The 23,866-nt window shown below is 61.7% G+C and carries 20 protein-coding genes and 1 pseudogene; 7 read left to right on the top strand and 14 right to left on the bottom strand.

Annotated features, from left to right (window positions below):
- Window positions 1-92: 92 nt before the first annotated feature.
- The 3 genes and pseudogenes from mazG to BUA38_RS33440 all read left to right on the top strand — a co-directional run bounded on the left by mazG (window position 93) and on the right by BUA38_RS33440 (window position 2,447).
- Window positions 93-944: a nucleoside triphosphate pyrophosphohydrolase gene (gene mazG / locus BUA38_RS33430; protein WP_072824840.1), complete on the top strand. Its 852-nt coding sequence runs from the start codon at window positions 93-95 to the stop codon at window positions 942-944.
- Window positions 945-1,090: 146 nt separating this feature from the next.
- Window positions 1,091-1,318 (top strand): annotated as a pseudogene (locus BUA38_RS38370) (NAD(P)-binding protein); the annotation flags it as partial.
- A gap of 370 nt (window positions 1,319-1,688) precedes the next feature.
- Window positions 1,689-2,447 (top strand): FAD-dependent oxidoreductase, encoded by a 759-nt coding sequence (locus tag BUA38_RS33440; protein WP_072824844.1) that lies wholly within the window; start codon window positions 1,689-1,691, stop codon window positions 2,445-2,447.
- Between the two features lie 72 nt (window positions 2,448-2,519).
- Here BUA38_RS33440 and hflX read toward each other — a convergent pair whose 3' ends face one another.
- The 7 genes from hflX to dusB all read right to left on the bottom strand — a co-directional run bounded on the left by hflX (window position 2,520) and on the right by dusB (window position 11,878).
- Window positions 2,520-3,899, bottom strand: coding sequence for a GTPase HflX (gene hflX / locus BUA38_RS33445; RefSeq protein WP_072824846.1), 1,380 nt, complete (start codon window positions 3,897-3,899; stop codon window positions 2,520-2,522).
- An 11-nt stretch (window positions 3,900-3,910) separates the two neighbouring features.
- On the bottom strand, window positions 3,911-4,159 hold the full coding sequence (hfq, locus tag BUA38_RS33450) for an RNA chaperone Hfq (protein WP_006020546.1): 249 nt from the start codon (window positions 4,157-4,159) through the stop codon (window positions 3,911-3,913).
- Between the two features lie 244 nt (window positions 4,160-4,403).
- On the bottom strand, window positions 4,404-5,771 hold the full coding sequence (locus BUA38_RS33455; RefSeq protein ID WP_072824848.1) for a sigma-54-dependent transcriptional regulator: 1,368 nt from the start codon (window positions 5,769-5,771) through the stop codon (window positions 4,404-4,406).
- 17 nt (window positions 5,772-5,788) lie between these two features.
- Complete coding sequence (locus tag BUA38_RS33460; protein ID WP_072826634.1) at window positions 5,789-8,116, bottom strand: sensor histidine kinase NtrY-like; 2,328 nt, start codon at window positions 8,114-8,116, stop codon at window positions 5,789-5,791.
- Window positions 8,117-8,274: 158 nt separating this feature from the next.
- Entirely contained in the window at window positions 8,275-9,717 is a 1,443-nt protein-coding gene (gene ntrC, locus BUA38_RS33465) for a nitrogen regulation protein NR(I) (protein WP_072824850.1), read from the bottom strand.
- A gap of 14 nt (window positions 9,718-9,731) precedes the next feature.
- A complete protein-coding gene (locus tag BUA38_RS33470; protein ID WP_072824852.1) occupies window positions 9,732-10,880 on the bottom strand; it encodes a two-component system sensor histidine kinase NtrB in 1,149 nt (382 codons plus the stop codon).
- On the bottom strand, window positions 10,877-11,878 hold the full coding sequence (gene dusB / locus BUA38_RS33475) for a tRNA dihydrouridine synthase DusB (protein WP_072824854.1): 1,002 nt from the start codon (window positions 11,876-11,878) through the stop codon (window positions 10,877-10,879). Before dusB ends, BUA38_RS33470 begins: the two co-directional genes overlap by 4 nt.
- A gap of 419 nt (window positions 11,879-12,297) precedes the next feature.
- On the opposite strand from dusB, the gene BUA38_RS33480 reads away from it, so the two are divergent.
- Window positions 12,298-13,491, top strand: a complete 1,194-nt coding sequence (locus BUA38_RS33480) for a bifunctional 2-C-methyl-D-erythritol 4-phosphate cytidylyltransferase/2-C-methyl-D-erythritol 2,4-cyclodiphosphate synthase (RefSeq protein ID WP_072824856.1) — start codon at window positions 12,298-12,300, stop codon at window positions 13,489-13,491.
- A 25-nt stretch (window positions 13,492-13,516) separates the two neighbouring features.
- A complete protein-coding gene (locus tag BUA38_RS33485) occupies window positions 13,517-14,110 on the top strand; it encodes a CinA family protein (RefSeq protein WP_072824857.1) in 594 nt (197 codons plus the stop codon).
- Window positions 14,111-14,119: 9 nt separating this feature from the next.
- Here the strand turns inward: BUA38_RS33485 and BUA38_RS33490 are convergent, their stop codons facing one another.
- From BUA38_RS33490 to lipA, 5 genes are all read right to left on the bottom strand, one after another.
- Entirely contained in the window at window positions 14,120-14,824 is a 705-nt protein-coding gene (locus tag BUA38_RS33490) for a transglutaminase-like cysteine peptidase (protein ID WP_072824859.1), read from the bottom strand.
- Between the two features lie 111 nt (window positions 14,825-14,935).
- Window positions 14,936-15,145 carry a hypothetical protein gene (locus BUA38_RS33495; protein WP_072824861.1) on the bottom strand — a complete coding sequence of 70 codons (210 nt, stop codon included), beginning with the start codon at window positions 15,143-15,145 and terminating at the stop codon, window positions 14,936-14,938.
- 576 nt (window positions 15,146-15,721) lie between these two features.
- Complete coding sequence (locus tag BUA38_RS33505; protein ID WP_244553128.1) at window positions 15,722-16,774, bottom strand: IS110 family transposase; 1,053 nt, start codon at window positions 16,772-16,774, stop codon at window positions 15,722-15,724.
- Window positions 16,775-17,593: 819 nt separating this feature from the next.
- Window positions 17,594-18,052, bottom strand: a complete 459-nt coding sequence (locus tag BUA38_RS33510) for a type II toxin-antitoxin system RatA family toxin (RefSeq protein ID WP_072824865.1) — start codon at window positions 18,050-18,052, stop codon at window positions 17,594-17,596.
- Window positions 18,053-18,056: 4 nt separating this feature from the next.
- Window positions 18,057-19,016: a lipoyl synthase gene (gene lipA, locus BUA38_RS33515; protein WP_072824867.1), complete on the bottom strand. Its 960-nt coding sequence runs from the start codon at window positions 19,014-19,016 to the stop codon at window positions 18,057-18,059.
- Between the two features lie 95 nt (window positions 19,017-19,111).
- Between lipA and BUA38_RS33520 the strand changes: the two genes are divergently transcribed.
- Window positions 19,112-19,711 carry a DNA-3-methyladenine glycosylase gene (locus BUA38_RS33520; RefSeq protein WP_072824869.1) on the top strand — a complete coding sequence of 200 codons (600 nt, stop codon included), beginning with the start codon at window positions 19,112-19,114 and terminating at the stop codon, window positions 19,709-19,711.
- Window positions 19,712-19,729: 18 nt separating this feature from the next.
- Here BUA38_RS33520 and BUA38_RS33525 read toward each other — a convergent pair whose 3' ends face one another.
- Window positions 19,730-21,142, bottom strand: coding sequence for a GH1 family beta-glucosidase (locus BUA38_RS33525; RefSeq protein ID WP_244553129.1), 1,413 nt, complete (start codon window positions 21,140-21,142; stop codon window positions 19,730-19,732).
- A 268-nt stretch (window positions 21,143-21,410) separates the two neighbouring features.
- Between BUA38_RS33525 and BUA38_RS33530 the strand changes: the two genes are divergently transcribed.
- Window positions 21,411-22,964, top strand: coding sequence for a beta-(1-6) glucans synthase (locus BUA38_RS33530; RefSeq protein WP_244553130.1), 1,554 nt, complete (start codon window positions 21,411-21,413; stop codon window positions 22,962-22,964).
- A 152-nt stretch (window positions 22,965-23,116) separates the two neighbouring features.
- On the opposite strand, the gene BUA38_RS33535 is transcribed toward BUA38_RS33530, so the two are convergent.
- A complete protein-coding gene (locus BUA38_RS33535; protein ID WP_072824875.1) occupies window positions 23,117-23,857 on the bottom strand; it encodes an NAD-dependent epimerase/dehydratase family protein in 741 nt (246 codons plus the stop codon).
- Window positions 23,858-23,866 lie beyond the last annotated feature (9 nt).

Genomic DNA, 23,866 nt, shown 5'->3' on the forward strand with positions numbered 1-23,866 from the left:
GGAAATCTGACCTGTTTGCACCGTTGTTGCTGGGATGGTCCTGCGTCTTGCGGCATAGAAGTCTCTAAGATTTCCCTGGCGCTCGGTGCAGCATGACCCCTTCCCGCGATATTTCCCGCCTGATCGAGATCATGGCGCAACTCCGCACACCCGTGACCGGCTGTCCGTGGGATCTCGAGCAGAATTTCGAGACGATCGCGCCCTACACGGTCGAGGAGGCCTATGAAGTCGCCGACGCGATCGCGCGTCACGATCTCGAAGACCTCAGGGAAGAGCTTGGCGACCTCCTGCTTCAGGTCGTCTATCACGCGCGCATGGCCGAAGAGCAGGACGCGTTCGATTTCGGCGATGTGGTCGAGGTGATCTGCCGCAAGATGATCCGCAGGCACCCGCATGTCTTTGCCGACAAGGACGGCAACATCAAACCCGCTGGCGTCAAGAGCGCGTGGGAGCGCATCAAGGCCGAGGAGAAGGCCGAGCGCGCCGCGCGCCGTCCGGCAAACTCCGAGCCGTCCGGTTCGCTGCTGTCGAACGTCAAGGCCGGACAACCGGCGCTGACGCGCGCGATGGCGTTGCAACGCAAGGCGTCAACCGTCGGCTTTGACTGGAATGATCCCCGCGCCGTCTTGCAGAAAATTCGTGAAGAGGCCGATGAGATCGAGGCCGCGCTCGACCACGGCGACAAGGAGGAGCTTGCGGCGGAGACCGGCGATCTGATGTTCGCGCTAGTCAATCTCGCCCGTCACGTCGAAGCCGATCCCGAAGTAGCGCTACGCGGCGCCAATGCTAAGTTCGAGCGCCGCTTTGGCTATATTGAGCGCGCCTTGGCGTCAAAGGGCCGGACGCTGGAGGCCGCCTCGCTTGAGGAGATGGACGCGTTGTGGAATGAGGCGAAGAAGAAAGAGTCTTCGTCGTCCCGGCCAAGCGAGCACAGCGAGCGTTGAGCCGGGACTCATAACCACGAAATGAAGTGATTTAGACTGCGGGAGGCCGTGGCCCTTACACAACAACAGGCATTTTCGGCTCCGCCGTCTCCTTGAACTCACAAACGACGTGCAACACCCTCGCCTTTTCCTCTAAAACCCCGCCCATGCGTGCGCATATTGTCATCATCGGCGCCGGCATTTCCGGCCTGACCGCTGCCATCACCATTGGGGAAGGCGTCGACAAGCTCATGTCGGCTGGCAAGACCATCGCGCGGCCCGAGATGACGCTCCTTGACGCCGCGGACTGGATCGGCGGGCGGGCGCGCACTGTTGAGCTGTCTACGGGTGTATCGGTGGACGCCGGAGCGCACTGGTTCCATGGCGGAGGGAGGAACCCGTTCTATAAATGGGCCTGCGCTCGGCATTACGATCTGGGGCCGATCGGCATCGATACCGCCACGCGGCGCTTCAATGTCTCGGTGGAAGGCGCAGTGGCTCCTGAGCAGCGCGAATGGGCGATGAACCGGCTTTACGAGATGTATGCGATCTGGAAGGCGCAGCATCGGGATGAAGACGTGTCGCTCCGGCAATTGGCCGACATGTCGAAGTCGCGCGTGATCGTCGCTGTGGCCGAGGAACGGGCAAACAACTGGATGGCGGTCGATAGCGCGGCCAAGGTCTCAAGCGATGAATTCTGGGGCGACGATGCGGGTTCCGGCGGCATGCAATTGCAGTACGGGATCGAAAAGCTCATCGCGGGCCATGACCAACGAAGCCCGGTATTACAAGGCCGATATCCAGCTCCGCCGCCTCGTGCAAACGGTCAAAAAGGCCGGAAAGCACTTTGCAATCGTGACCGACAAGGACACGGTCGAAGCCGACTATGTGCTTAGCACGCTCTCGGTTGGCGTGCTGAAATCGCACGGCGTCAGATTCGACAAGAGCGCGCGCGCGCAGCTGGACCCGGTCCTGGCGGGCATGACGGCGGCGAAAATGACCAAGATCTTCGTGCCGCTGCGGCCAGAATTCTTTGCCGAACGCAATATCGCACCGGACACGTTCGTCACGATTTACGAACAGCGTCACGCCTGGCTCCTGCACCTTCGCACCGACGGCAAGCCGCTCGTCACCATCTTTGCTTCAGGCGCGATGTCGGATCTGGTAGAGAAATCGCACTACGCCGACATCGAAAACCAGATGCTTGATCTGCTCGATCGCGTCGGCGAACCCGATTTGACCGGTGCGCGCAACAACCTGGAAGGCCGCATCCACATCACCGACTGGACGACCAATCCGAATTTCCTGGCCGCCTATTCGGCCATGCTGCCCGGCGTCAAACGCCGCAATCCGCTGGTGATCGGCAACCTGATATTCGCGGGCGAGGCGTTTGTGCAGGACCTGAAGAAAAGCCCCAGTCAAATGACCGGCGCCTGGGAGTCGGGACGTATCGCGGGCAAGAAGATTTTGACAAAGCTGGCGCTGGAGGCTCGCAGGGCGGGCAAAGTAGGATCGGGACCGTAGTCGATTGGCCCGTAGCCGACCTGACTCTTGCGGCTTTTGATGGCGTTTCGGAAGTAGAGTCGGCGGGGACGGCTATGGTGCGTGAGGCACCGCATCAAAGCGGTTGATCACGAGATCACGCTTGGTCTCATCGACGCGCACCGTCATCTCGTAACGTCCGTCCTGAAGGTTCTTGCCCAGAACTTCCGAGTTGCGATGCAGCCAGCTGACGCCGGCGCCATCGGCCGCATCGATCGACAGATGCAATGTCGTTCGCGTCGCGGCCAGCCGTTCTTCGATCGCCGCCAACAGACCATCGATCCCCTCCCCGGTTTCGGCCGAAACCAGAAAACACGGCCGCTCCGGTGAGCGGCGGGCAGCGATATTGACAACGTTTTCGCGTTCCTCAGGCGAGAGCCGGTCGATCTTGTTCCAGACTTCAAGAATACGCTGGCCGCCGTCGGTATTGATCCCGAGCTGACGCAACACGGCTTCGACGTCCTGCTCCTGCGCTTCACTGTCTTCGTGCGAAATATCCCTGACGTGAAGAATGACGTCGGCCTCGAGCACCTCTTCAAGAGTGGCGCGAAACGCGGCCACCAGCTGCGTCGGCAGGTTGGAGATGAAACCGACCGTGTCCGACAGCATCGCCTTGCCGCCATGCGGCAGGGTAAGCGCGCGCAAGGTAGGATCGAGCGTGGCGAACAGCATGTCGGCGGCCTGAACCTCGGCGCGGGTCAGCCGGTTGAACAGCGTCGATTTGCCGGCGTTCGTATAGCCGACCAGCGCGACGACGCGATAAGGCACCCGTTGCCGGCCGGCGCGATGCAGCCGCCGTGTCGCCTGAACCTTCTTGAGCTCCTGCTCAAGCCGCGTGATGCGGTCGCCGATCAAACGGCGGTCGGCCTCGATCTGGGTTTCGCCGGGGCCGCCCATGAAACCAAAGCCGCCGCGCTGACGCTCAAGGTGGGTCCACGACCGCACCAGACGGCTACGCTGGTAGTTCAGGTGCGCGAGTTCGACCTGAAGCGTACCCTCTTTCGTCTTGGCGCGACGGCCAAAGATTTCGAGGATCAGCCCGGTGCGGTCGAGGACCTTGGTGTGCCAGGCCTTCTCCAGGTTGCGTTGCTGGATCGGCGATAGCGCGCAATCCATGATCACGAGCTCGGCTTCGTGGCCGGCCACAAGACCCGTGATCTCCTCAACCTTGCCCTTGCCGAGATAGGTCGCCGGTCTGATTTGGCTGACCGGCGCGATAAGAGCTTCCGCAACCGTGAGATCGATCGCGCGCGCAAGGCCTGCCGCCTCCTCGAGACGGGCTTCAGAACCACGGATGGCGGACGAATCCTCTCGCGCATCGGGATCACCCCGGCGCGTTCGCAGGTAAGGGCCGATGACAATCACCCGCCCGGTTTGCTTCCCCACCGCCGACCGCGGACGGTCGACTCCCCCGTCAGAATTTCGGGGTTCCAATCAGCTCACTCTCAAGCCGGTGCATCCTCGCCGCCTTCGAACAACTGGATCGGGGCTCCCGGCATGATGGTCGAGATCGCATGCTTGTAGACAAGCTGCGAATGACCGTCGCGACGCAGCAGCAGGCAGAAATTGTCGAACCAGGTCACAATTCCTTGCAGCTTTACCCCGTTGACCAGAAAAATCGTCAGTGGCGTTTTGGTTTTTCTAACGTGATTGAGGAAGGTGTCTTGTAGATTTTGTGCGCGGTCTGCCGCCATTGTTTTTATCCCGCAAGTCTCGGTGCTTCTTGTTATTGAACCGCAGGCCACTTTCTGTCGAAGCAGTCCTTTCGGCTACCGGCTCTCTTGAGATCCCCCTCGGGAGAGCACGATCGTGTGATTAGAAGGCAGGCTTGGTTATTAGGCAAGCAGCTTCACGCGGAAGTGGCGTCAAAGAGGGAGCAATTCTCCATAAGACCGTGAAAAGAGACCGAAATTCCCGGCCCCTTCCCGGCTGTTCCGTTCAACCGACGCCGAGCGCCTTCAACTTTCGATGCAGGGCCGACCGCTCCATGCCGACGAATTCCGCTGTGCGGGAGATATTGCCGGAGAAACGGCTGATCTGAGCCATCAGGTAGTCGCGTTCAAAGACCTCCCGCGCCTCGCGCAGCGGCAGACCCATGATGTGTTCGCCGTTGTTGCTGGTCGGCATGGCCGGCACCATCGAGCCCACGTCCTGCGGCAGCATATCGGCGGTGATGATGACTTCCGGCCCGCCGCCGGCCAGAATCATCACCCGCTCCACATTGTTGCGGAGCTGGCGGACGTTTCCGGGCCAGACATGCGACTGCAGGACCGCCATCGCGTCCTGGCCGATCTGCCGCTTCGGCAGGCCGGTCGCGGCCGATATCTGGTCCATGAAGTAGTCGATCAATTCCGGGATATCCTCGCGCCGCTCCGACAGCGGCGGAACGCGGATCGGCACCACCGACAGGCGGTGATACAGGTCTTCGCGGAAGCGTCCGGCCGCGATTTCTTCCTCGAGATTGCGAGCGGTCGAGGAAATGATGCGGACATCGACGCTCACCTTGGCCGTGCCGCCCTGGCGCTGGAAGGTCTGCTCGACCAGGACGCGCAAAATCTTGTTCTGGGTCTCGCGCGGCATGTCGCCGATTTCGTCGACAAACAACGTGCCGCCATGGGCCTCTTCGAGCGCGCCGGTCTTGCGGGCGTGCTCGCCGTTGGGCTCGACGCCGAACAGCTCGATTTCCATGCGCTCCGGCGTAATCGCCGCGGCGTTGATCACCACGAACGGGCCTTCGGCGCGGCTCGACATGTTGTGCAGTGTACGCGCGGCCAGTTCCTTGCCCGCGCCCGAGGGACCCACGATCAGGATACGGCTGTTGGCCTTGGCGGCCCGGTCGATGGTCTGCCGCAACTGGTTCATGCAGGCCGAGCGGCCGGTCATGACGCTCGCCGTCGGCGCCAGTTGCTTGAGCTCCTTCACCTCGCGCTTCAGGCGCGAGGTTTCCAGCGCCCGCGTGGCGACCAGAATCAGCCGATCGGACTTGAACGGCTTCTCGATGAAATCGTAAGCGCCGCGCTTGATGGCGGCGACCGCGGTTTCGATGTTGCCGTGGCCCGAAATCATCACGACCGGAAGATCGGCATGGTCGCGCTTGACCTGTTCAAGCAGTTGCAACCCGTCGAGCTTGCTGCCTTGCAACCAGATGTCGAGGAACACCAGGTTAGGCCTGCGGTTGGCGATTTCGGCCAGCGCAGAATCGCTGTCGCGCGCCGTGCGCGTCGTGAATCCCTCGTCGTCAAGAATCCCGGCGACAAGTTCACGAATGTCGGCTTCGTCATCGACAATCAAAATATCACTTGCCATAGGATACGCCCGTCTTCTCAGTTGCCTGTCGCGGCTTCGATTTTGGTCTGCTCATTAGTCGTTTCTTGTTGTCCGCTGGTTTCTTCGGCCGGTGACTTTGTTTCGGCCGTAGGTTGAACGATCTCAGACGTCGGCGCCTGACCAGATATCGCGAATCGTAGCCGCATCCAGGCCCCTCGTGCACCCGGCCGCATTTCCGATGCATCGTGGAGCTCGATCCGGCCGCCATGGTCCTGCAAGACCCGGCCGACGATCGCAAGGCCAAGGCCGGTGCCCTTCTCGCGCGTGGTCACGTAGGGTTCAAGCAGGCGCGCGCGGGCCACCTTCGGCAGGCCGACGCCATTATCGACGACATCGATCACGATGTCGTCGTTTTCGCGCGCCGCGATGACGTCAATACGACCGCGCCCCAATTCTTCCGGCGGCACGGCCTCGATCGCCTCGGTCGCGTTCTTGATGATGTTCGTCAGCGCCTGCGAAATCAGCCGGCGGTCGAACTTCGCTTGCAGCGGCTCCTGCTTGATCTCGGCCTCGATATCGACGTCGGGATGGCCAACCCGCATCAGGAATACCGCCTGACGCACGGTGTCGGCGACATCTTCGCCCTCGATCACCGGTTTTGGCATCCGCGCAAAGCGCGAGAACTCGTCGACCATCCGCCTGATGTCGTCGACCTGCCGCACGATCGTATCCGTACACTGCTCGAACACGGCCTTGTCTTCGACGATCGATTTGCCGAATTTGCGGCGGATGCGCTCGGCCGACAACTGAATTGGCGTCAGCGGGTTCTTGATTTCATGCGCGATCCTGCGGGCGACGTCGGCCCAGGCTGAGGTTCGCTGCGCCGAAACCAGCTCGGTAATGTCATCGAGCGTGATGATATAGCTGTCGCGCGTCTGGCTGGTCTGTTCCGCGGTGACGCGCACCGACAGGTTTCGCTCATGGCCGTCGCGGTTGATCGTGATCTGGCCCTGCACCAGCCGCTGGGTGCTCTCGCGCGCCGTCTTCATCATCTCGTCGAGTTCCGGCAACACGTCGGAGAGCGGGTGATCCAGCGTTTCGGATTCGGCGTGTCCGATCAGTTTTTCCGCCGAGCGATTGAGGATGCCAACGCTTCCCGATGCATCCACACCGATGATTCCGGCGCTCGCCGACGACAACACCGCTTCGATAAATCGCCGCCGGCTGTCGATCAGTTCGCTCGCATTGACGAGTTCGTCGCGCTGGGTGCGCAGCTCCTGCGTCATCTTGTTGAAGGTTTCGCCGAGTTGCGCGAGGTCGCCTTCCGAACGCTTCACCGGCACCTGGACATGCAGATCGCCGGTCGAGACCATGTGCGCGGCGCCCATCAGCCGGCGGATCGGGGTGACCAGCGAGTTGGCGAAATTGAGCCCCAGCAGGATCGAGGCCATCAGGATGGTCAGCGCGATGACGGCGAAGATCAGCGCAAAATTAACCTGAACGCCGAGCCGGCGCGCCTCGATCTCGGCATATTCGGCGACGCTCGCCTCGGTCTGCTTCAACTGGTCGACGACGTGAGGATCGAGCTGCCGTGCGACGTAAAGGAACGTATCCTGAAAGGCGCGCAGCCGGATCAAGGCAGCGACATTGTTCTCTTCGGGCAGAACCGCAATTTCCGGCTCGGTTTCATTGACGTTACTGAGGAAGTCCGACGGCGGCGCGGCGAACGCCAGCTGGATGCCGGTCTCGGCGCTTTCCAGGATGTGGCGGTCCTTGTCGATCAGCATTGCGCCGGGAAGATTGCGGGAGGCGGCGCTTGCGGTGAGAAATTCACGGAAGGACTGACGGTCCTGGTCGTAGAGCGGTCGCGCACGGCCGATATCTGCTGCCATTCCCAGAATGTCGCCGCGAATGAGCTGGGCGTGCTCTTGCATATAGGCGCGTGCGATGATCAGCGAGTTCTGGATCACCTCCCGCGTCGGACCCGAGAACAGCCGATCGAGGCCACGTTCGATCGTCAGGTTGGCGACGACCGCCACGAGGACCGCCGGCAGCACCGCCATGATCGAGAACAGGCTGACGATCTGAACATGAAGCCTGGCGGCGGCGCGGCCGCGGCGCCGGGCCTGCATCACCTGCCAGACTTCGCGGGCGATGATACCGAGCAGCACCAGGATCGTGGCGCCGTTCATCAACATGAAGGATACTGCGACCTCACGGGTCGGCTCGATCCGCGTCAGGCCGGTCAGCACCACAAAGGTCAGGAAAGCCGATACCAGCGCCAGCCCGATCGCAATCGGGGCAAGCAGCCTTAGAATGGACCGTCCCTTGGGCTCAACGAGAGACGGATCGAACTGGGCGGCCGAGGTGTCCACGCTGGTTATACCGGCAAACGATGAAATGAAGGCTTCAGCATCCGCACGTTGCGGACTGATGCATTCATACCACAATGTTGCCGAATTGCGACAATTCCGCGGCGCATACCATGCCGCGTTCAGCCAATCCCCTGAGAAATCGCGCGGTTAGACCGGCTTTCGGCGGCTCAATTGCCCGTCCGATAGACCTGAATGTCCAGATCACGGATTTTCTTCCGCAGCGTATTGCGATTGAGCCCGAGAAGGTCGGCCGCCCGGATTTGGTTACCTCGGGTCGCCGCAAGCGCGGCCGTGAGTAGCGGGACCTCGATTTCCTTGAGGATGCGGTGATAGAGGCCCGGCGGCGGTACGCCGTTCGGAAAGCCCGAGAAGTGCGACGACAGATAGGCCTCGACCGCGCCGCCGAGATTGTCGACGCCCTGGTGCATCGTGCCGCCAGAGGTGACGGCCGGCGGCGCTAGCTCGCCGTCAATCACCGACGCCGTGATGACGTCCTGCGGGTAAAGGGCGGCAAGCCGGCGGGCGAGGTTTTCAAGTTCGCGGACATTGCCGGGCCAGCGATGCTGCTTCATCCGCTCCAGCGCCAAAGCGTCCAGCTTCTTGGGCGGCAAACCGTCCTTCTCGGCCAGCGAAAAGAAATGGCGGATCAGGTCGGGCAGATCCTCGATTCGCTCCCGCAGCGGCGGAAGCCGCAGTGGCACCACGTTCAGGCGGAAGAACAGATCTTCACGGAACAGGCCCTGCTGAATCAGGATGCGCAAATCCTTGTTGCTGGCAGCAACGATGCGCACGTCGGTCTTGATCGGCGTACGGCCACCGACGGTGGTGTATTCGCCCTGCTGAAGCACGCGCAACAGCCGCGTTTGCGCTTCCATCGGCATGTCGCCGATTTCGTCGAGAAATAACGTGCCGCCTTCGGCCTGCTCGAACCGGCCCGAGGCGCGGGTGTTGGCGCCCGTGAACGCACCGCGCTCGTGACCGAACAACTCCGACTCGATCAGGTCGCGCGGGATCGCCGCCATGTTGACGGCCACGAACGGTCCATTACGCCGCTTGCCGTAATCGTGCAGCGCGCGTGCGACGAGCTCCTTGCCGGTACCGGACTCGCCCGAAATCATCACGGTCAAATCCGTCTGCATCAGCCGCGCCAGCACGCGATAAATTTCCTGCATCGCGGGCGAACGGCCGACCAGCGGGATCGAATCGAACTCGGAATCGTCAGGCGCGCTCGCCACCCGCTCCTTCGGCTCCGCGAGTGCACGGCCGACGATCCCGATCAATTCCTTCAAGTCGAACGGTTTCGGCAGATATTCATAGGCTCCGCGTTCGGAAGCGCGGATCGCCGTCATGAACGTGTTCTGGGCGCTCATTACGATGACGGGAAGGTTCGGCCGCATCTTCTTGATCCGCGGCAGAAGATCGAACGCGTTCTCGTCCGGCATCACAACGTCGGTGATGACGAGATCGCCCTCGCCCTGGCTCACCCAGCGCCACAGCGTCGCAGCGTTTCCGGTCAGCCGCACCTCGTATCCGGCGCGCGACAGGGCCTGATTGAGCACGGTGCGGATGGCGGTATCGTCATCGGCAACGAGAATACTACCTGCGGGCATCGTTCTTCCTCATCTCAAGTCCCGGCAACGTTATCGCGATCATTTTGATCAAGCTTCTTGGCTGGATTGAACATCGGCAGCAGCACGCGGAAAGTCGTCTTTCTCGGTTGCGACTCGCACTCGATGATTCCGCCGTGGTCGCCGACGATCTTGGCGACCAGCGCCAGACCAAGCCCGCTGCCGGTCGGCTTGGTCGTGACAAAGGGATCAAACAGATTCGGCATCAGATCTTCCGGCACGCCGGGGCCGTTGTCGCGAACGCAGAATTCAAGCGGCAACGATACACGCGACTTCTTCCCCGGCACCGAAAGCCGCACGCCGGGACGGAATGCGGTGGTGAGCTGAATTTCCGCCTCATGGCCGAGATCGGCGGTGGCTTCGGCCGCGTTCTTCACAAGGTTGAGGAAGACCTGGATCAGTTGATCCTGATTGGCGAGCACCGGCGGCAACGACGGGTCGTAATCCTCGACAAAGCGGACGTTACGCGCAAAGCCGGATTGCGCGAGCCGTTTGACGTGATCGAGCACGGAATGGATGTTGACCGGGCCACGCGCCACGGGCCGGTCATCGCCAAACACTTCCATGCGATCGACCAGCGTGACAATGCGGTCGGCCTCATCGCAGATCAACCGCGTCAGTGTCCGGTCTTCCGGCGACGCCGCCTGCTCGAGCAATTGCGCCGCGCCGCGAATTCCCGACAGCGGATTCTTGATCTCGTGCGCCAGCATGGCGGCCAACGCGATCACCGAGCGGGCGGCGCTGCGGTGGGTGAGCTGCCGGTCCATCTTGTCGGCAATACTTCGCTCCTGGAGCATCACGACGATGTGGCCGGGCCGCTCGCTGACCGGGGCTACGTGAAGATCGACCTGGCGGTCGCCGCCCATGCGCGGCGTGCCGAGGTCGACCTTGTATTCATTGACGGGAGAACCGCTGGAGCGAACCTGGTCGATCAACGACAACAGCGGACTTCCGAACGGAACCAGGTCCTTCAGCGAATGCCGTTGCAGGAACTGCGCGGAGATCTCGAAGAATGATTCCGCGGCCATGTTGGCGTCCGCAATCCGGCCGTCGGGTGCGACCAGCAGCACCGGGTTTGGCAACGCGTTGAGGATGATCTCCGCGTCGGTCGGTAACGGCCTGCGATGTTCGGCAGTGGAACTCATGCCGCCGTACTCCACGCAAAATCGTCGAACGCCTCGCCAAGGGAGCGGTGGACGGCGTGCGGATCCTCCGCGGTCAGGATGCGGCTACGCCAGTTCTTCAACGCCGCTGCCGGCGCGCGGCTATAGCCGGCCGCGACTTCCAGGGCGGAGCCAAGGTGTTTGCGGGCATGGCGAAGACCGATGCGCAAACCATAGTGATGGCAGATCTCGTCATAGAGCGTGCGGACATATCGCAACTGCTCCCGAAGCGGCGGCACGGCCTCGGCGACACCGCTCTGAAGCTGCCGGCCGATCTGGCCGGGCAGCCAGGGTTGGCCCTGCGCTCCCCGCCCGACCATGACCGCATCGGCGCTCGATGCTTCAAGCGCGGCAACTGCCTTGTCGAACGAGGTGATGTCGCCGTTGACGACAAGTGGAATCCGGATGGCGTCCTTGACCGCCCTCACGGCGCGCCAGTCGGCCTCGCCCTTGTAGAACTGGCATCGGGTCCGGCCGTGGACCGAGATAAGTTGTACGCCGGCAGCCTCGGCACGGCGCGCGAGCTCCGGCGCATTCAGCGACCGCTCGTCCCAGCCAAGCCGCATCTTGAGTGTGACCGGCACCTTCACCGCGCCGACGGTCGCTTCGATCAGCCTCTCGGCGTGATCGAGATCGCGCATCAAGGCAGACCCGGATTGGCCGCCAGTCACATGACGCGCCGGACAGCCCATATTGATGTCGATGATATCGGCGCCGGCGGCTTCGGCGATCCGAGCCCCCTCCGCCATCCACTTGGCCTCGCAGCCCGCCAGCTGGACGACGTGGGGACCGATGCCGGCCGCCTCACAGCGGAGCTGCGACATCGGCTTGCCGTTGACCAAGTCGTCGCTCGCCGTCATTTCGGACACGACGAGCCCGGCCCCAAGCTCCGCAACCAAGCGTCGAAACGGTGCATCCGTGACGCCCGACATGGGTGCCAGAACAACCCGGTTCGCGACCTCAATACCGCCTATTTTCAATGGGTTAGGACGCAAAGAGTCGGGGTTGCTCACGGATTTCTCGTTTGCTTCACGGGTGTCGTTACCCGTTGGAATCCATTCTTGCGCACAAATCTTGTGCAGTCAAGTTTCATGCCTACACTTTAACCAGCCCAGCGAATCTTGCAAGTGCACTGCAACAAAGTATCGACTTTTTTCAAGCCACAGGAATCGCTCTGTCTTCCTGGCTAGTCAGCTTTCCGAGGTTCGTGCTCGACCTCAGCACCCATCTTTCACGAACTTCGGAAAGTCACGGGCATTAGCACCCTATTCCAGTGCCGCTTACCATTGGAAGTTCCCGGACAGAATTCGCCGCTTGTGATGCAGGAACTTCCAATGGGCGGCACTAGCATGATAAGGGCTGAGCCCCATCAACTTCGATCGATAGACAGCTAAAAACGATGCCTAATCAGCCGCGGACTGCCGCCATCCTCGTTGCCGCGGGTCGCGGCCTGCGCGCCGGTGCAGGTGGCCCGAAGCAATATCGTTCGATCGGTGGACAACCCGTCATCTACCGGGCGATGTACCCATTCTCTACCCATCCGCAAATATCTGCCGTGCAGCCGGTCGTGAATCCGGACGATGCCGGCGTGTTCGACGCAGCGGTGCGCGGTCTGCGCTACACCCCTGCCGTCAAGGGCGGCGCGACACGTCAGGCGTCGGTGCATGCGGGCCTTGAAGCGTTGGCCGCGGCGAAGCCCGACATCGTTCTTATTCATGACGCGGCGCGGCCTTTCGTTTCTGCCTCGCTGATATCGCGCGCGATCGATGCGGCGGCGGCGACCGGCGCAGCGATCCCCGCCATCCCCGTGGCCGACACGATCAAGCTGGTCGACGGCAATGGCCGCATCGAAGCCACGCCTGAGCGCGCGCGCTTGCGGATTGCCCAAACGCCTCAGTCCTTCCGCTTCGATGCGATCCTCGAGGCGCATCGGCGCGCTGCGCGAGAGGGACGCGATGATTTCACCGATGACGCCGCGCTCGCCGAATGGGTGGGATTGACGGTTGCGACCTTTGAAGGCGATGCTGCAAACATGAAACTCACCACACCGGAAGACTTCGTGCGCGAAGAAGCGCGCCTGGCAAGCCTGCTCGGCGATGTCAGGAGCGGCACCGGCTACGACGTGCACGCCTTCGGCGATGGCGACCACCTGATGATCTGCGGCATTCGCGTGCCGCATACCCGCGGATTCCTCGCTCATTCCGACGGCGACGTCGGCCTCCATGCTCTGGTCGACGCGATCCTGGGCGCGCTGGCCGATGGCGATATCGGCTCGCACTTCCCACCCAGCGACATGAAGTGGAAAGGCGCTGCCTCCGACAAGTTTTTGAAATACGCGGTCGAGCGCGTCACCTCGCGCGGCGGCCGCATCGCCAATCTCGAAGTCACGCTGATCTGCGAGCGGCCCAAGATTGGCCCGCTGCGCGATCAGATGCGCGCACGCATCGCCGAGATCACCGGGCTCGACATATCGCGCGTGGCCGTCAAAGCGACCACCAGTGAGCGCCTCGGCTTTACCGGCCGCGAGGAAGGCATCGCGGCGACCGCCTGCGCCACTATCCGCCTGCCGTGGGACGACAAGGGTCCGGTTTAGCGGTCGCTGAGGGGACAGCGGGGAAATGGCCAGTTCGACTAATACCCTCGCCCGCTCGCTGCTCGATCTCTGCCGCAGCCGCAAGCTGACGATCGCGACCGCCGAATCCTGCACCGGCGGTCTCGTCGCCGGCGCGCTGACCGATATTCCCGGCTCCTCCGACGTCATCGATCGCGGCTTCGTCACCTATTCCAACGACGCCAAGCACGCGATGTTGGGCGTGGAGACGACCACACTTGCGGCCTTCGGCGCGGTCAGCAAGGAAACCGCAACCCAGATGGCGGTCGGTGCGTTGGAGCGAGCGGGCGTCGATCTCGCGGTCGCCATCACCGGCATTGCGGGCCCGGGCGGCGCGGTGCCCGGCAAGCCCGTCGGCCTCGTGCATTTTGCGGTCGCCGCGCGCGACGGACGCATCACCACCCACGAATGCCGCTTTGGCGCCATCGGACGTGGCGCGGTGCGACAGCGCTCCGTGATCGAGGCCTTGCGGATGCTGATGGAGATGGCGCGCGGGCCCAAGGTCGCAAAGGCGAAGCGTGCGGCCGTCAGCCGGGTTCGCCCGCGTGTGACGCGCACGGCCCGCCGGCATGCGTCAAAAGGGCGAAGGCCGCGAGGCTAACTAGCTCGATCAACTCGACAGCTTTCGCAGCCAGCTATTCGAAATCAGGCGTCTCACACCCTGTCCATCCAGAACGAACTCGGGGATTACCCGTCTGACGTCCGTATCGCGCACGAGAGCCAAAGTGACATTATCAAGAATGAGCCACTGATTATCGACGCGGACCGCCAGGACAGCATGATCTTCTTCCGGCCACCGATTCTTCCACACGACGATCTTCAGCGCCTCTTTCGGAAATCCCGCTTCGAGCAACGCAGTGTATTTGAGGATCGCGTAGTCCTCACAGTCGCCGCGCTCCGAGATAAGCGTTTCGAACGGATCACTCCAACGATCCGGAACGCCCCACTGCTTCTCGTCGCTGACTGGCCTGATCGCGAGGTCCACCGCCCTGTTGATCAAACCGACCCGCGCGCGGCTACTACGTCCCGCGCCTTCCAGACTGAGATCGATCAGCTTTTGCGCCGGAGCCGAACACGAGTGACTGACCCGGCATTGCGCGATGGCTTCGCGATCCCTGGTTATCCTGGCTTCGACCCGTCGCCATTTTTCCGGCAGCGCACCACCAAATACCGGCTCCGTATCCAAGCCGAAGAGTTCGGCGGGTTTTCCGCCGGGGGTCGTGGAGAGATTTTCGCCAGCGGTCGCACCAACGTAATCGGCGGTCAGAACATTGGATAGCGCGGGATCGATCAGCGGCCTGGGCCATCCGGGCATATGAAGTGCAGCGGCACATAAAACGCCGAGCGTAACGATAATTTTCCAGCGGCCGAAAATTCGATTCCCAAGGCCGCGTTTTTTTGAAGCCGTCGACACGATAATCAAGTCCTATGCGCCGTTGCGATTCCGGCTACCCGACACGCAACGCCATGCCGCCAGACGCTCGGCCGGGTGCTGTTTCATCCACTCGGCAAGCTGTGGCGCACCCATCAGGCAGGACTGCATCGAGATATCGGCGAAGTCCGACGTGGTGACGGTCAACTCCTGGCAGCTAGCCGGAGAAGTCAGGCTGCAAAGCACAGCGAGGATGGTGATCATCGCGAGAGAGGCTCTTCAATGCGGCGGACATTGGTCACCCTCGCCGGCTGAACCGCGGGAACCCACTGCTGCGGATTGGCCGACGGAAACACGCTTTCGTAGATCGCGCGCGCCCTTTCGATCAGACGGCTTCGCTCCTGCTCCGACCTCGACACAAATCGAATAACTTCACCCATATCTCGCTCCTGTCGTGGAAAAATCAACTCGCGTTTATATTATGATCGTCATTCCATTGAGCTAGTTGTGGCCTCGTTTTCGCTTGTGAAGTCCGCAAAGGAACCCGGGGAAACAAAAGCTCGTGACTGGCATCTAGACGCCGGGCACGGGCTTTGAATGCACTGCAGCGCAGACCGGCAATGCGCCGGAGGTGGGCAGCGATTGGCTGCTATGCAGCCATAGGGGTATTGGCGCCCTTGCAGACCGCGATCGCCCGAGCCCGAAGCGACCCGGCCGGCCGCTCGAATTCTCCCCTTGCGCCGACGGGCAAATCACCTTTACGACCTTGCCCGTTTCACGCCTGACCAAGAGCAACTGTGCCGAAGTAAACGGGGACCAAGGGCGATAAAGTTCGCTGGATCAGGCCGATGTGTAGCGCGCGGCATCCCATTTCTGGCGACGAGCGATCATGACGTTGAGGATGACGATCAGCTTTCGCATGCAGGCGACGAGGGCCACCTTCGGCTCCTTTCCCTTGGCGATCAGGCGTTGATAGAAGGCCTTGAGCACCGGGTTGTGCTGCGTGGCTGCGCTGAGGCAAGGCATGTAGACGGCGTTTCTGACCCAACGGCGGCCGCCCTTGATGTGTCGCTCGCCGCGCCGTTTGCCACTATCGTCATCATAAGGTGCGAGGCCTATCAAGGCCGCGGCGATCTCCTCACCCACCATCCCGAGCTCCGGCATCCCCGCGATGAGGATCGCGGATGTCGTTTCGGCGAGGCCCGGCACACTCTCGATGATCTCGGCGCGCTCAGCAAAGCCCGGTGTCGCCTTGACCTTGGCGGAGATCGCAGTCTCGAGCTTGGCAATTTCGGCAGCCAGACTCTTCAACACGTGGGAATGGGCCTTCTGCACCGGTCTCGGTCCGGCGTGTTCGTTCTGGCTTTGCAATCGGGTCTTAACATCAATCAGGTTTTTGCGTGCCTTCACCAGCGCTGCCAGCTCCTCGCGTGCGGCATCGTGGATCTGGCCAGGTATCTCGTCAAATGTCTCTGCGAACCAGGCGATCATCCCCGCGTCGATCGGATCGTTCTTCGCTAGGCGTCCGGCCGACAGCGCGAAGCTGCGGACCCGCCTGGGATCAACGATCCGCACCTCGATGCCGGCTTGGCGCAGCACTTTGGCCCAATCGCGTTCGTAGCCGCCACTGGCCTCCATAACGGCCTTGTTCACTTGGTGCTTGCGAAGCCAGGCCACCAGCTTGCTGTGCCCTGGCGCGGTGTTCGGGAACACCTGACGCAATGCGAACTTGCGAAGGCAGACATCTACTTTGTCCTTGGCCACGTCGATACCGGCGACAACCAAACCGCTTTGTGCCATCATCCACTCCCTTCCTTGCTCGGTACGGGCTCGAAGCCCTTGCAACTGTTCGGGTTGAGGAAGACACCGGAACTGTCCCTCGCTCTTGAACAAGCTTTGTCGCTTTTGGGGCGCTACGGGCTCAGCTCCAGCAACGGGCGGTTGGTCAGAACCGCCCGTTCGCACATTCTGCCAGATTTCCTGGACACAAGGGGCGCTTCGCGGTCGTCACGAACGTTTGGCGTGGAATGCGGTGGACGCGTTGGTGCGCGAAGGACGAGGCGCACGAATGCGGACGGTGAAGTCGTGTGGTCCTGACGCCTCGACGCTGGCGTCAACTGGGTGACGATGCTGGCGCATGGCACCCGGGACGGGGGCAAGAAAGCCCGATCCCCGGGGAGAGCACGAAGCAACCTGTTAAAACCATCGCGCAGGGAAGGCCGGATGTTTCGGCGTACCTGTGGTGACTAACTCATGTGCTTTTTCACTTTGCACATGAGGCTACGGGTGCATCAGACGCCCGGCTTTCCCTGCGCCCTCCTCCTTTGGAGGACGTAAGCGACGCACCAACCCGGGCGCCATTCGCGCCGCGGGAATGTGGATATGCGTCCCGAGCTGTTTGACAGGTTGATCAGAACAGACCGCCGCGGCGTCAGGTGTCGGCGAGTGAGAACCCATCGGTTGCAATGGCCGGCTTGCGGCGTGAAACGCGATCGCCGATCGGGCGCCGGGACGCAAGGAACGAGGTCGCTCTTCTAGCCAAAATCGCGGCGCTAGTGTCCCGATTCCGGAGTTCGAAGCATTTTCGGAGCCACGTTTCGAACTTCGGAATCGAAAGGACACTAGCTAATTTATTGATCTAGTGTGGCTTTGGCTCAGAAGTCCGCATGACGAACTCGCGGCAACAATGATGCGGACTTCTGAACCGCCACACTAGCCGCGCTTCCCGTACACGATATCCGCGCGTTTCTCGAAGGCGGCGGAGAACCGCGTGAACGCCACATCGAACATCGATCCCATCAGCATCGCAAGCATGCGGCTCTTGAATTCGTAAGTGATATAGAAGCCGACGTCGCTGGCGTCATCGCCCTTCGGCTCGAACGTCCAGCGATTTTCCAAGTTGGAAAACGGCCCGCGCAGGTATCGCACGGTGATTTTCAGGTTCGGACGATCGAGCGTCACCTCGCTCGTGAACGTTTCCTTCACAAGCTTGAACGACACGGTCATGTCAGCCACGATGACCTCGGTGCCGTCCGCCCTCGGCGTACGCTGGCGCACCTTCAGCGCCTGGCAGAGCGGCACGAATTCCGGATAGCGTTCGACATCGGCGACAAGGTCGAACATCTCGGATGCCTTGTGCTGCACCCGGCGTTTGTTGGAGAAGCTGGGCATTGCCTTAGCGGATGATCGCCGCGCGCGCCGCCTGCAACCTTGCGAAATCCTCGCCGGCGTGATGCGACGAGCGCGTCAGCGGGCTCGCCGACACCATCAGGAACCCCTTGGTGTAGGCGACCTTCTCGTAGCCTGCGAATTCGTCCGGCGTGACGTAACGCATCACGGCATGATGCTTTCGTGTCGGCTGCAGATATTGACCGATGGTGAGAAAATCCACATCCGCCGAACGGAGGTCATCCATCACCTGGAGGACTTCATGACGTTCTTCGCCGAGACCCACCATGATGCCGGACTTGGTGAAGATGGAGGGATCGACTTCCTTCACCCGTTGCAAGAGACGGATCGAATGAAAATAACGAGCGCCCGGCCGCACGTTCAGATACCGCGACGGTACCGTTTCCAGATTGTGGTTGAACACGTCCGGCTTGGCCGCGGCCACAACCTCGAGCGCGCCGTCCTTGCGCAGGAAGTCGGGGGTGAGGATTTCGATTGATGTCTCCGGGCAACGCGCGCGGATGGCCCGGATGGTCCGGGCAAAATGTTCGGCGCCGCCGTCGGTCAAATCGTCACGATCGACGGAGGTAACGACGACATGTTTCAAACCGAGCTTGAAGGTGGCCTCGGCCACGTATTCGGGCTCGTTGGCATCGAGCGCGCCCGGCATGCCTGTCTTGACGTTGCAGAACGCGCACGCCCGGGTGCAGGTGTCGCCCATGATCATGAAAGTGGCGTGCTTCTTGTCCCAGCACTCGCCGATATTCGGACAACCCGCCTCCTCACATACCGTAACGAGGCCGTTTTCCTTCACGATGTTGCGGGTATCGGCATAGCCGCGCGTGGTCGGGGCGCGCACGCGAATCCAGTCCGGCTTGGGCGGCGACAGCGCATCCGGGCGGTTCACCTTTTCCGGGTGACGCGGGCGCACCGGCGTGGCGGAGACGGTATCGACGATCACGACCATGGGGAATCCGTAAACCTTCCTAACAACCTAGCTAATCCGGTGGACTAAGAACCGCAACCGCTCGCTTTGCCGGACTTGGGGTCTTATACCCGGCCATGCTCCAAAATTCCGCTAGAACCAGCCCAAAACCCGGCAAACAGCTCAAGAAAGCCTTCTTCGGCCGCAGCGTGCACGAGGTCGCGCCCGACCTGATCGGGGCGACGTTTTTGGTCGACGGCGTCGGCGGAATCATCGTGGAGGTCGAGGCCTATCACCACACCGAGCCTGCGGCGCATTCCTACCGGGGACCGACGCCCCGCAATTCCGTGATGTTCGGGCCACCCGGCTTCACCTACGTCTACCGCTCTTACGGTATTCACTGGTGCGTCAATTTCGTCTGCGAGAAAGCAGGATCGGCGAGTGCCGTGCTGATCCGCGCCCTGGAGCCAACCCACGGGATTCCCAGGATGCGGCGGCGCCGCGGCCTTCCGGACGAACGATCGCTGTGCTCGGGTCCCGGCAAGTTGACCGAAGCGCTCGGCATCACCCACGCCCACAACGGCCTGCCGCTGGATGCTGCTCCGATCGCGCTTTATGCGCGAACAGCCAAACCCGACGTCGTCACGGGATTGCGGATCGGCATCACCAAGGCGGTGGACCTGCCCTGGCGCTACGGGTTGAGGGACTCGAAATTCCTCTCCAGGCCATTTGCCTGACGGACCGCGTACGACGGATCACACGACCGCGTTTTGCTTGATGACCTCGCGATAGAACGAGGCCGAAAGTTTTGGCGTGCGCTGCTGTGTTTCGAAGTTGACGTGATAGAGCCCGAAACGCTTATCGTATCCGTCCGACCATTCGAAATTGTCCATCAGGCTCCAGAGGAAATATCCGTTGACCGGCACGCCTTCCGAGGTCGCGCGCTGGAGCTGCGTCAGGTAATTGCGCAAGTACATAATGCGCTCGATATCGTAGACTTTGCCGTCTGCCGACGGCTGGTCCGCGGCCGACGTTCCGTTCTCGGTGATATAGATCGACTTGACGTTCCAAAGCCTGGCGACATGGCGTGGCGCCCAGTACATCGCCTCGGGCCCTATTCGCAGCCAGTTCGAATCCATGTGCGGGTAGGTCGCCGCGAACGGCAGCAGCGCGAAGGGATTGCCGTTCTCGCCCGCCACGACATATTGATTGGGCATGTACACGTTGATCCCGACAAAATCGATCGGCGATGCAATGGCCTTGAGATCGTCTGGTGTGAATGACGGCGCATTGGCGCCGGCATAGGCCAGGAAGGCGTCGGTGTATTTTCCCTCGAGGATCGCTGTCAGATAGCCGGCGTTGAGCTCGCGGGTAGCGGTTTCGGCCGCGCGAATATTGGCCGGCGTTTCGATCGCCGGAATGCAAATTTCCATATTCTCGGCCGGGCCGACTCTGGTGCCGCTACGCCCATGCGCGCGGATGGCCTGCACCGCGAGACCGTGGCCGAGCGCGACGTGATGGCGGACTTGATTGATTTCCTTTTGAGGCAGGTTAAGGCCCGGCGCATCGATCCCCGTGCCGAAGCCGGCCTGAACGAGCCTTGCGCACTCGTTGATCGTGAAGATGTGTTTTACGCGGTCGCTGATGCGCTCGGTGACGTAGCCCGCGTAATCCGCAAATGCCTTGGCCGTGTCGCGCGACCTCCACCCATCATAACGATCCTGAATCCCCTGAGGGAGGTCCCAGTGATACAGCGTCGCAAACGGCTCAATGCCGTTCGCCAGCAATTCATCCAGCAGCCGCTGATAAAAATCGAGGCCTTTTGCGTTTGGGGTCCCGCTCCCTTCCGGAAATACACGAGGCCACGCGATCGAAAAACGGTAAGCCTTGGCGCCGAGTTCCTTGATGAGCTGAACGTCCTCCTTGTAGCGATGGTAGTGGTCGTTGGCGACGTCAGCGGTGCTGTGATCGATGATCTTGCCGGGCAGATGCGTGAACCGATCCCATATCGACGGGCCGCGACCATCTTCGTTGACCGCCCCCTCGATCTGATAGGATGATGTCGCCGTACCCCACCGAAACCCCGTCGGGAAAGCTGCCTTGCTGTCTCGGAATAGGCGCGCGGAAGTTGTAGTCTTTTGGGCCGCCTCGGCTACTGTGGCCGACATTCCGAGAGTTGACCACGCGGCAATTTTGGCAAATCGTCGCCGAGAAAGTCCGTTGAAAAACATCACGTCACTTGTTGTTGAACGGGGCGGCCTTTATTGGTGATCCCAGTTTGCTATCACGATGTTGCTTTTCGGCCATGGGTAGCTGGACCATAGTCGACAAGTTCCCAGGAGGATAGAACCAATTGCTGTTCGCACGCCGCTGGCGCTTCTGCTGATATCGCTGACGATCATTGCCTCGGCCTGGTGGTGGCTGGCCCAGCCAGCCATGCTTGCGCGCGCGCCGATCGATTCGACAGCCAAGCTCGAATGCGTGTCCTACGCTCCGTTTCGTGACGGCCAGACTCCGCTCAATCCGAAGCTGGAAGTCAGTGCCGAGCAGATTCGCGAAGACTTGATTCATCTTTCCGAAATATCGCGCTGCGTTCGCACCTATTCCGTCGACAACGGTCTGAACCAGGTACCTGAACTCGCGTCGGAGGTCGGGCTGAAGGTTCTTCTGGGTATCTGGATCGGCAACAACCGGATCAAGAATGCGCAACTCGTCGACACCGCGGTTGCACTTGCGGAAAAATATCCGGACACGGTCACGGCGATTGTCGTCGGCAACGAGGTGCTGTTGCACGGCGACATGAGCCCGTCCGATCTTCGCGACCTCATACGTTCGGTCAAGGCGCGCGTCAGTGTCCCCGTGACCTATGCCGATGCCTGGGAATATTGGCTGCGCTATCGGGAAATTCAGGATGCCGTCGACTTCGTCACGGTTCACATCCTGCCCTACTGGGACAACGTTCCGGTCCGTGCGCAGGACGCGGCGGCGGACGTGGCGACGATTCACAAGCGACTGGCGCTCGCCTTTCCCGACAAAGAGGTGATGATCGGCGAAACCGGCTGGCCGAGCATGGGACGGATGCGTGAAGGCGCCCTCCCGTCGCGTATCAATCAGGCTCGCGTGATTTCGGAAATTCTCGATGTCGCCAAACGCGACAACTTCCGCGTCAACCTGATCGAGGCGTTTGATGCATCCTGGAAGCGATACTGGGAAGGGACCGTCGGCGGCAACTGGGGCTTGTTCGCTGCCGATCACCGAACCCTGAAATACCCGCCTGGCGTTTCCATCAGCAACTACCCGCTGTGGAAGCCGCTGATGGGAAGCGGGATGATATTGGCAACCTTCGTTTTCGCGGCGGCCTGGTTCAGCCAACGGCGCAAGCCGTGGAAGCCGCGGACCTCGTCATGGATCGCCATCGGTGTTTCGGCGACAATCGCCGGAATCCTGCTGGGGATCGCCATCGACAAGATGACGTATGAGAGCTTCGGCGCCTGGGGCTGGCTCCGATGGGGTTCACTGCTCGTGGCCGCCGCCGCTACACCGTTGTTGTGCGCCAGCGCGCTGATGTCCGGCCGCGCGCTGCCTGCGTTTCTCGAACTGATCGGGCCGCGCGACAGCCGGACCCGGTCTTTTCCAACATTCGCTCTCGGCCTCGTCCTGATCGGCATCGTCGTGATCGCGACAGGTGCGGCGCTGGGCTCGGTGTTCGATCCGCGCTGGCAGGATCTTCCCTACGCCGCCCTGACCATGGCTGCGGTGCCGCTGGTTTCGCTGTCATGGCTCAACCGGCCCAAAGCGGGCGCCCGTCCGATTGCGGAGATGGTGTTTGCCGCAATCTTCATTTTCAGCGCGCTCTACATCGTTTTCATCGAGGGCACCCAGAATTGGCAAGCCGTTTGGACCTCGGGAGCTTATATCGCGCTGGGGCTCGCGCTAGTCGGAGTCCGCAGCAAGGAAGCGATCGTTCAGCCCGAGCCCTCAAGCGCCTGACACTAGTGGTCCAGCTCTAACATTCGCATCCCTTCCCAGCGCGCACTTTTGCGAATGTTAGAACAACGGGACCACTAGCAATTATGAGTTTCTCGTGGAGCTTCGGATTTGACATTCGCAGGACGAGCCCGCGGCCAGCTCGGGAGCGAATGTCAAATCCACTCCACTAGGCGCGCTGGCATTCGAAACATCGGATCGAATCCCAACTCGCGCTTTGCCTTTGCTGACGATACGGCGTCACCGTCTTCGGCAATGTTATAAACGCCGTTTCCTTTGTCCACCGAGAGCAGCGCCGCGTGAGCAGCGGCATCGATATGAACCGACGGCGGCTTCGGTGGCGCGTCATACCAGGTGCCGGCGCCGTAGAAATAGCCGTAACGCAACACGACGCCCGCAATATCTGAGGTGTGCAGCACCTCGCGCTCTAACGCGACGACGCCTTCCACGGTGAGGTTGCGCGGCGGTCCGGCGGCAATGTCGAAAGGATCGCTCTCCACGCGCGGGGCCCGACCCGGCGCGTAAACAAAGGCGATACTCTGGGCGATAACGCGGCGAACGCCGGCCTTTGCCGCGGCCTGCATCAGATTATGCGTCCCGTCGATGCGAAGGCGTCGGTTGGCCTCCTGCCCGGCTGCATAGCCTGGGGTGCCCGGCGCACTCGGCAAATCCGTAAGCTGGTGAACAATCACATCCGGCCGAGCACGCACCACTGCCCGCGCCAAGCCATCTGCATCAAACACATCGACTACGACAGGCTCGATACCAAGCGCTTCCAGGCGGACGGCCTTGGCCGGATCGCGCGTCGACCCGGCTACTTCGTGTTTTGCGTCCCGCAGCAGCAGCGCCAGCCGCCGTCCGATCACGCCGGTAGCGCCCGCCAGAAAAATTCTCAACAGCGGCTC

The sequence above is a fragment of the Bradyrhizobium erythrophlei genome (assembly GCF_900142985.1).
In the GTDB taxonomy this organism is placed as follows: domain Bacteria; phylum Pseudomonadota; class Alphaproteobacteria; order Rhizobiales; family Xanthobacteraceae; genus Bradyrhizobium; species Bradyrhizobium erythrophlei_B.